Origin of the sequence: Sphingomonas aquatilis (assembly GCF_014196115.1) — a bacterium.
GTDB lineage: Bacteria > Pseudomonadota > Alphaproteobacteria > Sphingomonadales > Sphingomonadaceae > Sphingomonas > Sphingomonas aquatilis.
This window is the reverse complement of sequence record NZ_JACIDB010000004.1, coordinates 93603-106235: the sequence shown is the minus strand read 5'-3', so window position 1 is coordinate 106235 and position 12633 is coordinate 93603. Positions and strand designations below refer to the sequence as shown.

Below are 12633 nucleotides of genomic sequence, written 5' to 3'. Positions count from 1 at the left end.
TGGGAACTCGGCGGCCTGCCCCATCTTCTCCGTCACCCCGGACTTGGTCCGGGGTCCACTGTGCAACGGGGGGACGGGCAAGAGGCTCAGGCGTTCCCCCCGCGGACGAGTGGACCCCGGAACAAGTCCGGGGTGACGGTTATGGACAGGCAGCCGCGCGTCCACTTACTTCCGGCGGGCCTTGCCACTCGCGACGAAGCGGATCGCCTGACCGCCGCCGGGCGCCAAGGCGAGCGTCATCGTGCCGCCCTTCTTTACCTCCCGCTTCTCGATCGCGATCGCGTGGCGGGCGTCGGTGCGATAGTCCGCGCCCGTGCCGTCGCGATAGATTTCGGCGGTATAGCTGCGACCCGGATCGAGGAAGTCGAGGGCGACGTTCAGCGTCCGGCCGCTCTCGTTGGTGATGCTGCCGAGATACCAATCGTCGCTCGCGCGATCCTTGCGCGCCACGGTGACGTAATCGCCGACCTCGCCGTTCAGCACGCGCGTGTCCGACCAGTCGACCGGCACGTCGCGGATGAATTGGAAGGCATCCATGTGCTTGGCGTAGTTTTCGGGCGTATCCGCCGCCATCTGCACCGGCGAATAGATGACGACGTAGAGCGCCAGCTGCTTCGCCGCGGTCGACATCAACGCGCTGCCGCCCTGCCCTTCCAGGCTCAGCATACCCGGCGTGAAGTCCATCGGGCCGCCGAGCCACTGGGTGAAGAACATATTGGCTTCGTGGTTGGGCGGGTTCTTGCCTGGCCAGGCGTTATATTCCATGCCGCGACCGCCCTCGCGGGCGAGCCAGTTGGGGTAGGTGCGGCGCAGGCCGGTGTCCTTGACGGGTTCGTGACTGTCGATCCCGACCTTGTACTTGGCGGCAGTCTGCACGACGCGCAGATAGTGGTTCACCATCCACTGACCCTCATGCCATTCGCGCTTCTTCGTCCCGTCGGCGTCGACGCGTTCGATCTGCGCGGCGTCGGTGACGTAGCCGGTCTTCACGACCGGAATGCCGTGATCGCGGGCATAGGCGAAGGCGCGGTCGAGCTGCGCGTCGTAGTGGCTCGCCGAGCCGCCCGTCTCGTTATGGCCGACGAGGTGGACACCCTTCGCCTTGGCGTAGCGGGTCAGCTCGGCGGCGTCGAAATCGGGCGTCGGCTGGTCGAATTGCATGTCGTTGCCGTTGCCGAACCAGTCGCCGTCCCAGCCGACGTTCCAGCCCTCGACCAGCACGCCGGGAATTTTGTTCGCGGCGGCGAAGTCGATATACTTTTTGACGTTGGCGGTGGTCGCGCCGTGCTGCGGCCCGGTCGCCCAGGTCCATTCGCCCTTGATCATCTTCCACCACACGCCGACGAACTTGGCGGGCTTCAGCCAGCTGACGTCGCCGAGCTTGTTCGGCTCGTTGAGGTTCAGCTCGAGGTGGCTCATGTAGAGGCCCGGCGCATCGTCCGACAGGATGATCGTGCGCCAGGGCGAGGCGAAGGGCGCCGCGCGCGTGACCTTGGGCGCACCCGCGCCGGGCGTCAGCGAGGCCTTGAAGGTGTTTCCTTCGCTGCGCGCGAGGTTCATCGCGGCATAATCGACCAGCGCCGCCTCGTGCAGTGCGGCATGCGTGCCGTCGGCGAGCTTCACCGTCATCACCGTCTGCGCGGTGCCGACCGCGTCGAGCGGCGTCTTGTTGTAGAGATATTCCTCGCGGTTCCACAGATATGCCGGCTTCCACCAGGCGGTGCCGTTCTGGGCGAAAGCGAATTCGGTCAGCTCGTCCGAGATATTGGCCTTATGCAGGTTCGGCTGGTCGGGGAAGCTGTAGCGGAAGCCCAAGCCGTCATCGAACAGGCGGAAGGTGACGTCCATCTCGCGCTTCAAGCCCGTCTTCTCGCGGAAGCGGAGGGTCAGTTCGTTGTGGCGGTCGCGGATCGTCCGCCATTCGCCGAAGGGCTGCGTCCAGCTGCTGTCGCCGCTCGCCTTGGACTGGCCGATCAGCTCGACGTTGCGCTCGATCTTCGGCGCATCGGTGAACATGATGCCGAGCCGGCTGGGGTTGAGGATCGCCTTGCCCTTGCGGCTGACGGCATAGGTGGGGCGGCCGTCGTTATCGAAGGCGATGGTGAGCGCGATCGAGCCGTCGGGCGATGTGGCGGTCGCGACGGGCTTGAAGCTGGCGGTGGGGATCTGCGCGACGGCATTGGGATCCGTCTGGGCGACGGCAGCGCCCGCCGCCAGCACCAGCGCCATCGCGGCGCCGATCGTGAAATGCCTCATCATGCCTCTCCCGTTCTTTTGGCGATCAATGCGCCATATCCGTCGAAATGCCAGCCCTGCGTCGCGGTCTCGGCGACGGTCTGCCACTGGTCGGGCTGCTCCGGCGCCCAGCGCTGCGGCTCGGGCGACAGGTTGAAGACGCACAGCATCGTCTCGTTCGCGGCACGCCGTTCGATCGCGAGCATGGCGTCGTCCGCCGCAACGATGCGGATATCGCCGGTCAGCAGCGCCGGATACGCCTTGCGCAGGGCGAGCACGTCGCGAGTCCAGTGGAGCAGCGCATGCGGGTCCCGCTCCTGCCGGTCCACTGCCAGCGCGCCATGATCGTCACCGATCGGCAGCCACGGCTTGGCCGTAGAGAACCCCAGGTTGGGCGCATCGGCCTGCCACGGCATCGGCGTCCGCGCACCGTCACGCGACAACGTGCGCGGCCAGTTGGCGATGGCTTCCGGGTCTTGCAGGTCTTCGAACGGCACATCGACCTGGGTCAGACCCAGCTCCTCGCCGTAATATAGGAAGATATTGCCGCGTAAGCTTGCCAGCAGCAGCATCTTCATGCGGGCGAAGGCCCGCGCCTGCTCCGGCGCGACCCAGCGCGAGATGGCGCGGGGGGCGTCGTGGTTCTCGAACGCCCAGCTCGGCCAGCCGACGCCGTCCTGCTCGGGCCATTTCTCCACCGCCTCGGCGACCACCGCGGGCGTCAGTCCGGGGGCGTAGAGGAAGTCGAAGCCATAGGCGCTGTGCAGACGGCGGCCTTCGGCGGTGAACAGCTTCATCTCGCGATCGCTGTCGGCACCGCCGACCTCGGCCACGGTGAAGCGCGCGTCATAGCTGTCGAACAACGCGCGGATGCGCTCGAGGAAGCCGGGGATCGCGTCGTGGCTCTGGTTGTAGGTGTGGAGCTGATAATCGAACGGCCGGGTGCGCGGGATGCCGTCGTCCAGCGGCGCCGGCGGATTGTCGCGGAAGCCGGGATCGAACATCATGAAGTTGATCGCGTCGATGCGGAAGCCGTCGATGCCCCGCTCCAGCCAGAAGCGGGCGACGTCGAGGAACGCCTGCTGCACCGCCGGATGGTGGCCGTTGACCTGCGGCTGCTCCTTCAGGAAGTTGTGCATGTAATATTGGCGGCGGCGCGCGTCCCACGTCCACGCCGGACCGCCGAACACCGACTGCCAGTTGTTGGGCGGCGAGCCGTCGGGCTTGGGATCGTGCCAGACGTACCAATCGGCGCGGGGGTTGTCGCGGCTGGCCCGGCTTTCCTCGAACCAGGGGTGCCGGTCGCTGGTGTGCGCCCAGACCTGATCGATGATGACCTTCACCCCCAGCGCATGCGCGCGGGCGACGAGGGCATCGAAATCGGCAAGCGTGCCGAAGATCGGATCGACGTCGCAATAATCGGACACATCATAGCCGAAGTCGGCCATCGGCGATCGAAAGAAGGGCGACAGCCAGATCGCTTCGACGCCCAGGCTCGCGACATGGTCGAGGTGCGCGGTGATGCCGGGCAGGTCGCCGATGCCGTCGCCGTTCGAATCGGCGAAGCTGCGCGGATAGATCTGATAGATGGTGGCGCCGTGCCACCAGGCACGGTCTTGGGGGCGGTCCTGGGGAGGTTGCATATGGCTCATCGTGCTGGGGTCAGCGCGCAGATCGCATAGCCGAGCGGCGGCAGCGTGACAGTGAGGCTGCCGGGCGCGGCGACCGCGCCGCATCCGGTGCCGGCGAGCGTCTTGGCGCCGGTGGCGCCGACGCCGATCTCAACCTGACGGGTCAGCGGCGTGGTGGACGTGTTGAACGCCAGCAGCACCTCTGCCCCGTTCGTCGGGTCGAAACGCGAGATGGCGAGCAGGCCGGGCGTGTCCTCACGAGCGCGGAGCAACTGGCGGCCGCGGGTCAGCGCGGGGGTGGCGGTGCGCAGCTTGGCCAGCATCGCGGTCTGCCGGAACAGCGGATTGTCCTGGCCAAAGCTCTCCGTCGCGGTCGTCTTGCTGGTCCCGAGCAGGCGGTTGTCATTGTAGCTGGCGACCTTGCTCGCGAACATGTCCTCGCGCGCGTCCTGGTCGTTGCCGTCGCTGACGAAGCCCTGTTCGTCACCCGAATAGATGGTCGGCACGCCGCGCAAGCTCAGCAGCATCGCGTTCGACAGCATCACGCGTTGCAGCACCTCCGCATCGCTCGCCTTGGGGAAGGCCTTGCGCACGAAAGTGGAGAAGCGCCCATCGTCGTGGTTGCCGGTGAAGGTCGGCAGCTGGATCGCGGTGTCATAGCCCTTGGCGTAGAGCGCGTCGCCGTCGAACAGCGCCTCGAACGCGTCGGTGCCGCGGGTGCCGGCGACCGTTTCGACCACCGCCTGGCGGAACGCAAAGTCCAGCACGGCGGGCAGCTTGTCGACCACCGTGTGCTGGGCGAGCACGGCGGGGCGCACCTCATGGTCGGAGACTTCGCCGAAGATGTGGAAGTTGGGGATGCCCTTCGCCTTGGCGCGCGCTTCCATCGCGGGGACGAAGGCCGCCCATAATTCCGGATTGACGTGGCGGGCGGTATCGATGCGGAAGCCGTCGATGCCGTAGCGGTCGATCCAGCCGCCGAAGATGTCGATCATGCCGCTGAGGACGCGCGGGTTCTCCGTCATCAGGTCGTCGAGGCCGACGAAGTCGCCCATCGTCGAGCTTTCGTTGCGATAGGTCGTGTCGCCGCGATTGTGGTAGAGGGTGACGTCGTTGAGCCAGGCGGGGACCTTCACGTCCTTTTCCTTCGCCGGCACGAAGGGCGTGTAGGCGTAGGTCGGGTCGGTAAGCTTCGCGAAGTTCGCGGCGCTGCGGTCCTGGTCGCCGACGAAGCCGGGATTGATGGCCTTACCCGTCACGCCGCCGCGGCGCTGATAGGGATAATCGGCGCGGCTGCGGTAGGGGCATTCGCGCTGGCCGACGCATTCGCGATACTGGATCACGTCGGCGGTGTGGTTGATGATGATGTCCATATAGACCTTCATGCCCCGCTTGTGCGCGGCGGCGACGAGGTCGGCGAAATCCTGATTGGTGCCGAGGTGCGGATCAACCTGGGTAAAGTCGGTGATCCAATAGCCGTGATAGCCGGCGGACTGTTGGCCGGGGGCGCCCTGCACCGGCTTGTTCTTGAAGATCGGGCCGACCCACAGGGCCGTCGCGCCAAGCGACTGGATGTAATCGAGGCGCTTGGTCAGCCCTTTGAGGTCGCCACCGTGGTAGAAGCCCTTGGCGGTGGGATCGAAACCGGTGACGGTGCGGTCGCCCGTCAGGCCGCCGCGATCGTTGGTGGGATCGGCATTTTCGAACCGGTCGGGAAGCAGGAAGTAGATCACCTCATCCTGCGGCAGGCGCGCGCGGTAATCGGTGGCCGCCGTCTGGGCGGGCGCGGCGGGTGCGGCGAACAGCAGCGCGAGCGCGGTTGCGGTTCGTGTGGCCAGCTTCAGCATGCATCCCCCAAGTCACGCGCAGCCGATCCGTCGCCGGCCGCGTCCGGCCCGCCTTGTGCGGACCCTGCGCCCCCAAGCCAAGCATAGGGCATACGTATTCAACGCCGCTATCCCTACCGCCCGGCTTTGGCTACAGTCCCGCATGGCCGTGAAGAGCAGAGGACGAGGAACGGGCGCGGGCGACAAGCCGCCGACCTCGTTCGACATCGCCGCGCTCGCCGGCGTATCGCAGCCGACGGTCAGCCGGGCGCTGCGTGGCGACCGCACGGTCAGCAGCGCGACGCGGATGCGGATCGAGGCGATCGCGCGGCAGCTTAACTACAAGGTCGACAAGAACGCGTCGTCGCTGCGGCGCGGGCAGAGCATGACGCTGGCCCTGCTCTTCTTCGAAGACCCGCTGGACGACGGCAGCTTCATCAATCCCTTCTTCCTCTCCATGCTGGGGTCGATCCTGCGCACCTGCGCGGCGCGGGGGTACGACCTGCTCACCTCGTTCCAGCAGCTGTCCGCCGACTGGCACACCGATTACGAGGACAGTCGCAAGGCGGACGGGATCATCCTGCTCGGCTATGGCGATTACGAGCTGTACAAGGCGCGGCTTGAGGCGCTGGTGGCGCAGGGCACGCATTTCGTGCGCTGGGGATCGGTCGACGCGCATCCGATCGGGGTGACGATCGGCTGCGACAATATTGCCGGCGGGCGGATGGCGGGCGAACATCTGATCGCACGCGGCGCCACGCGGATCGGCTTCATCGGCGACGCCGACGATCATTATCCCGAGTTCCGCGACCGCTATCGCGGGCTGTGCGCGGCGTTGCGCGCGGCGGGTCTGCCGGTTGATCCCGGCCTGCACGCCGACGCGCTGTCGGTCGAGCAATCGGGCTATGACGCGACGAAGCGACTGCTGGCGCGGGACCTGCCGTTCGACGCGCTGTTCGCGGCATCGGACCTGATCGCGCTGGGCGCGGTGCGCGCACTGACCGAGGCGGGGCGGCGCGTGCCGGAGGATGTGGCGATCATCGGCTTCGACGACATTCCCGCCGCGGCGACGACGCAGCCGCCGCTCACCACGATCGCCCAGGATTATCGCAAGGCGGGCGAGGTGCTGGTCGACACGCTGCTGCGCCGGATCGCGGACCAGCCAACCGATACGGCGCTGTTGCAGCCGCGGTTGATCGTACGGGCGTCCGCCTGACGATAGACAACATGAACGCCTTGGGCGAAACGATCCTATACGGGGTGCGGCGACATCTAATGTTCGTCACCCCGGACTTGATCCGGGGTCCCGCTATTCCCGGCCGGCGCAGAAAAAGAAGCGGGATCCCGGCTCAAGGCCGGGATGACGGTGGCGGAAGGAAATGACGGGGAGGTTCAGGGCCGGACGGCGCAGTGGCGGGCGATGACGTCGGCGTGGGGGGGCATCGCCTGTGCCTCGCGGCGGTAGAGCAGTTCGAGCGTTTCCATATATTCGCCTAAGTCCTCGACGCCGATCTGGTCGGCGAGCGGGTGATAGGCGGTCGCCTCCACCCCCTGCCCCGCCAGAACCTGCAGCCAGCCGTCTTCGGTGAACAGCTCCTCATGTTCGCGGGTGATCGTGCCGGCCTGTTGCCAGAGCGCGATCTTGGTGCGGAGCGTGTCGGGTAGGTCGGCCTCGCGGCGTTCCTTCCAGAAGGGTTCGGTGCGGCCGTTCGCCCAATAATGGAGGATCAGGAAGTCGCGGATGCGCTCGATCTCGAAATCGGTCTGGCGGTTGTATTCGTCGCGTAGCGCTTGCGGAATCGGCAAGGCGGGGAGCAGCTTCACCAGCCGGGCGATGGCGGACTGGATCATGTGGATGCTGGTCGATTCAAGCGGTTCGAGGAAGCCGCTCGCCAAGCCCAGCGCGACGACGTTGCGGTTCCAGGCACGCTTGCGGCGGCCGGTGACGAAGCGAAGGTGGCGGGAGTCTGACTGTGCCTCGCCCTCGATATTCGCCAGCAGCGCCGCGGCGGCGGCATCGTCGGAGAGATAGCGGCTGCAATAGACATAGCCGTTGCCGGTGCGATGCTGGAGCGGGATGCGCCATTGCCACCCCGCCTCGCGCGCGATCGCCCGCGTATACGGCAGCGGTGCGTCGATGTTGGCGCTGGGCACCGCGACGGCGCGGTCGCAGGGCAACCAGTGCGTCCAATCGTCATAGCCCGTTTCGAGCGCGCCCTCGATCAACAGGCCGCGAAAGCCGGTGCAGTCGAGGAACAGGTCGCCCACGACCCGTTCGCCCGAGGCGAGGACCAAAGCGGCGATGTCGCCGGTGTCGCCGTTCCGTTCGACGCGATCGATCGTGCCTTCGGTGCGCTCGACCCCGCGGTTGACGGCGAAGCGGCGCAGGTAGGCGGCGTACAGCCCTGCGTCGAAGTGGAAGGCGTAGGGCATCGTCGGCAGCGTCTGCGCGGTGATCGGCCCGCCGCGGTGCATACGGCCGGCGCGCGCGGCGACCTCGTTGAGGGCATAGGCGTCGAGCGACTTGGCAAGGCCGAGCTGGCGCGCACGCAGCCAATAATGCTGGAATGCGATCAGCCCGACGTCGCGGCCGACGTCGCCGAACGCATGCATGTAGCTGTGGCCGGGCTCGCGCCAGCCGTCGAAAGCGATGCCGAGCTTGAACGTGCCGCCGGTCGCGCGGAGAAAGGCGTCCTCGTCCAGCCCCAGCGCCTGGTTGAACAGGCGAATCTGCGGGATGGTCGCCTCGCCGACGCCGACGGTGCCGATCTCTTCGGATTCGACCAGCCGGATACGGTAGCCGCTTTCGAGCAGGCCGCCGAAGGCCGCCGCGGCCATCCAGCCCGCGGTGCCGCCACCGGCGATGACGATCGTGGTCATGGGCGTGGTGAGAGGAGTGTCCGCCATGCTGCTGGCCTATCAAGAAAACGGGCTGCCGTCACATGACGACAGCCCGAAGGTTTCCGGGGAAGGAAACGGGGATTGGGTATGATGCCGCGAAGCCAACCTCGGTTCGTCATTGCGAGCGGAGCGAAGCAATCCAGGGCCGCCTGGTCCGGCTCTGGATTGCCGCGCTTCCCTCGCAATGACGGATAGGCCGGATCAGAACTTGTAGGTGATGCCGATGTAATAATCGCGGCCGTAGCGCTGATAGTCGATCACCTGACGGACGTCGTTGTTCTGATAGGTGATGAACGGACGATCGGTCAGGTTCTTCGCCTGGGCGAGGATCGAGAAGCCCTTGAGGAAGCCCTCCTGGAATTCATATCCGACCTGCGCGTCGAGGATGCCTTCCGACTTAGCCGTGCGGTAGGTCGGCGAGGCCGAGAGGCCCGCGACTTCGGCGAGGAAGTCCGACCGGTACCGATAGTTGACGCGCGCCTGGAAGCCATACTTTTCGAAGTAGAGCGTGCCGCTGGCGACGACATCCGAGAGGCCCGGCAGCGTGATCGGCGTCGGGTTGTTGCGATAGACGATCCGCGAGTCGGTGTAGTTGCCGGTCACGAACATGCCGAAGCCGTCGAGCGCGCTGGTCAGCGTCTTGAACGGCAGCGACAGCGTGGCTTCGACACCCAGCACTTCGCCGCGGCCGGTGTTGGCCGGAGACGAGACGTTGCCGATCTGCTGACCCGGCAGCAGCTTCGCCCGATCCGCCGCCGACAGCGCGTTCAGCAGCGACGAGAAGTCATAAGCGATCGTGTTGTTCGGATCGACGAAGTCGGTCAGGTGCTTGAAGTAACCCGACAGCGCCACGTAACCACCGCCGTCGAAATACTTCTCCAGCGAGAGATCGATGTTGGTCGACTGGTAGGGCCGCAATGCGACGTTGCCGCCGTTCGACGAGAAGACGGGCGCAAGTCCCCCCTGCTGCGTCGAGCCGATGTTCTGGAAGTTGATCGACACATCCTGCGTCACGCGCTCCTGGTCGAGGCGCGGACGGATCATCGTCTGCGACGCACCCAGCTTGACGTAGCCGCTGTCGATCAGCTCGACCGAGAAGGTCGCCGAGGGCAGGACGTTGGTGTAGGTCGACTTCTGGTCGGCCGGCGCGATCGTCACGATGCCGTTGTTGACGCTGGCGATCTGGCCGGTGCCGCGCTGTTCGCTGCGAATAACCTGCACGCCGAGCGCGCCCTTCACCGACTTGCCGCCGAGTTCGCCGTCGATGTTCGCCTGGGCATAGCCGGTCCAGACGTTCTCGGTCACGACATTGTCGCGGACCAGCGCCGAGGGACGGCCGTCGAACGCCTTATTCAGCGCGTTGTTGTAAACGTACAGCGGATCCCAGGTCAGCATCGCGGGGATGCCGAGATAGGTCAGCGGGATGTTGGTGCCGAGCAGCGCGGCGGTGGGCAGCGGCGCGGTCAGCGGGGTGCCGCTGGCGACGGTGCAGTTGGTGCCGCCGCCGGTCGGGCAGAGGAAGTAGGAGGTGTAGGCGCTGGTCTTTTCACGACGGCTGTAGTTGCCGCCGACTTCCCAGCTCTTGATGATGCTGCCGTCGATGTCGCCCTTCAGTGCGGCGCGCAGCGACTTCAGATCGTCGCGGAACTTCGGCTGGTTGAGGAAGCCCGACTGGACGACCGGCTGCGTGCCGTTGTTGCCCCAGCCCTGCGGGTCGGTCAGCTTGAAGATGCTGGTGTTGGTGTAATCCAGCGTCGGCACGATCTTGTAGGTGCCGTTCGCATTCTGCGTCACGGTCACGCGATCGGCGACGCCGCTCTTGGCAAACCCGGTGCCGGTGTTGGTTTCGAGCAGGAAGTCGGTGCGGTCCGCGCGGCTCCAGCTGGCATCGACGTTGAAGTGCAGATTGTCGGCGATCTTGAAATCGTTGTTCCAGCCGAGCGACAGGTTCTCTGCGGTGCGCTTGTTATAGTCGTTGCGCTGCACGGCGAAGACGTTGCTGAACGTCGTCGCGGTGGCGAAACCATTATTCGTCGTGATGCCGCTCTTGACGGGATCCGAGAAGCCGAGCGGGAATTCGATGCCGCGCAGGCGCTGTTCTTCGGTGAAGTGCGAATAGAGCGCGTCGAACGTCGAGTGGAAATTCTCCGACGGGGCCCACTCGATCGTCGCCACCGCGCCATAGCGGCGCAGCTCGTTCGACTGGACATAGGGCTTGGCGCCGCCCAGCACGTACGGGTCGGCCGCGGTGCCGCTGCCCGAATAGCCCCAGGCGTTGTAGCGTTCATCCTGCGAGGGCGTCTGCGTCGCCGACACGCCGATCGCGATGCCGAGCGTGTTGTCGGCGAACTTGTCGATGTACGTCGCCGAGGCGCGATAGCCGTAGCGCGACGAATCCGGGTTCAGATTGTCGATGCCGTTCATCTGGCCGCGCGCGTTGATCGCGAAGACGCGCTGCGACTGATCGAGCGGACGCAGCATGCGCAGGTCGACGGTGCCCGAGATGCCCGCGGCGATCAGCGTGGCGTTCGCCGACTTGTAGACGTTGACGTTGCGGAAGAATTCCGACGGATACTGATCGTATTCGACGCCGCGGTTATCGCCGACGGTCACCTGTTCGCGGCCGTTGAGCAGCGTCGTGGAGAAATCGGGGCCGAGGCCGCGGATCGACAGGCGCTGGTCGCGGCCTTCGAGGCGCTGCGCGGTGACGCCCGGCAGGCGGGCAAGGCTGTCGGCGATCGACACGTCGGGCAGCTTGCCGACGTCTTCGGCCGAGACGCTGTCGACGATCAGCGTCGAATCACGCTTGATCTTCGCCGAGTTGGCCAGGCTGGCGCGGATGCCGGTGACGACGATGTCGCCATCATCGGCGGCGGCATTGGCGGCAGTCTGCTGGACGGCGGCGGCCTGGTTCGGCGTCGGGTCGGCAGCGGGGGCCGGCGCCTGCACCGTCGCGGCGGCGGGCGGGTTGGCGGTAGGCGACTGCGGGTTGGGCGCTTCCTCCGCGAAGGCGGTGCCGCCGGTGACGAGCAGCACGCTGCCGATCGCAACGGTGCTGGAGCGCAGCGCGATCAGCGCACGACGCGAAAAACTGGAATCGATGTGGGACACGAAAATCCTCCCCCTGACGAATGCCATGCCCCCGCCCGCTACCATCGCGGACGATCGGCTGACTGTGTTGCGGGCTTGTGAACGCGAGAGGATTAGGTGCCAAGTTGGCCACATACGTATTCACGGATGCATGCATTGCGCCTCGCAGCCGCCGTGTCTTTTCCGCAACAGCGGATTAGTCGCGCAATTCCAGGAAGCTATTGACCGTCAGCCGGCCCGTTTCAGGGTCCGGATCGAACGACAGCATGTCGGGCAGATGCGCACAATGCAGCGTGTTGGAGCGATAGAGGATCGCGCGGTTGAAGCGCCCCTGGTGCAGCGCGATGCGCTCGAACACCGGTGTGTCGCCCGCGATATAGGCGGCGTCCGGCAGGCCATGGGCCGCGAGATCGGCGTCGAGCGCGGTGCGATAGGCGGGCAGGCGGGCGGCATCGATCGATTCGAAGCCGGTGCTGCGATGGCGATAGAAAGCAGTGCCGCTCGATTCGTCGGGCGAGAGATAATGGAGCAGCGCGAGGCGGCGCGGCGAGACTTCGTCGAAATGCGGCAGGCGCTGGATCGGGGTGAGCGCCGATGGCGGCGTGGTGACGATCGAATAGAATGCGTCGACCACCTCCAGCGCGCCCGCGCCGAACACCTCCGCAGCGATGGGCGCGAGGCGCGCGAGGGGATCGCGCAGCATCGGCGGCGCCACCACCGCGCGGATGCCGGGATAATGCGGGCCGATCGGCGCGAACGACAGGAAGGCGGCGTCGTCGCGGAAGCGCGCGGCGTCGGCAAAGCCGTCGATCACGACGACGGGCTGTTCCTCTGCGCCGTGGCGCTCGACCGATATCTGCCAGTTCATCCTGTGCGTGTGCCGCCGTCGGCGATACGGTTCAACCGCGGCGATAAGTCCGGAACGGATGCGTATCGATCGCGTTTAACGG

General features: G+C 66.3%; 7 protein-coding genes. 1 reads left to right on the top strand and 6 read right to left on the bottom strand.

Features of this window, described 5'->3' with window-relative positions; translation table 11 throughout:
* Positions 1–165: 165 nt before the first annotated feature.
* The 3 genes from GGR47_RS11300 to GGR47_RS11290 are packed head-to-tail and all read right to left on the bottom strand — an operon-like array spanning position 166 to position 5713.
* Positions 166–2259, bottom strand: coding sequence for a glycoside hydrolase family 97 protein (locus GGR47_RS11300; protein WP_147034703.1), 2094 nt, complete (start codon positions 2257–2259; stop codon positions 166–168).
* Positions 2256–3878: an alpha-glucosidase gene (locus tag GGR47_RS11295; protein WP_147034702.1), complete on the bottom strand. Its 1623-nt coding sequence runs from the start codon at positions 3876–3878 to the stop codon at positions 2256–2258. The genes GGR47_RS11300 and GGR47_RS11295 overlap by 4 nt, the downstream gene beginning before the upstream one ends.
* Positions 3879–3883: 5 nt before the next feature.
* Positions 3884–5713, bottom strand: coding sequence for an alpha-amylase family glycosyl hydrolase (locus tag GGR47_RS11290; protein WP_147034701.1), 1830 nt, complete (start codon positions 5711–5713; stop codon positions 3884–3886).
* 142 nt (positions 5714–5855) lie between these two features.
* Between GGR47_RS11290 and GGR47_RS11285 the strand changes: the two genes are divergently transcribed.
* Entirely contained in the window at positions 5856–6908 is a 1053-nt protein-coding gene (locus GGR47_RS11285; protein ID WP_017978953.1) for a LacI family DNA-binding transcriptional regulator, read from the top strand.
* A 176-nt stretch (positions 6909–7084) separates the two neighbouring features.
* Here GGR47_RS11285 and GGR47_RS11280 read toward each other — a convergent pair whose 3' ends face one another.
* The 3 genes from GGR47_RS11280 to GGR47_RS11270 form a co-directional block, all read right to left on the bottom strand.
* Entirely contained in the window at positions 7085–8572 is a 1488-nt protein-coding gene (locus GGR47_RS11280) for a tryptophan halogenase family protein (protein WP_147034722.1), read from the bottom strand.
* Positions 8573–8794: 222 nt separating this feature from the next.
* Positions 8795–11704, bottom strand: a complete 2910-nt coding sequence (locus GGR47_RS11275; protein ID WP_147034700.1) for a TonB-dependent receptor — start codon at positions 11702–11704, stop codon at positions 8795–8797.
* Positions 11705–11879: 175 nt separating this feature from the next.
* Positions 11880–12551 carry a DUF6445 family protein gene (locus GGR47_RS11270; RefSeq protein ID WP_147034699.1) on the bottom strand — a complete coding sequence of 224 codons (672 nt, stop codon included), beginning with the start codon at positions 12549–12551 and terminating at the stop codon, positions 11880–11882.
* Positions 12552–12633 lie beyond the last annotated feature (82 nt).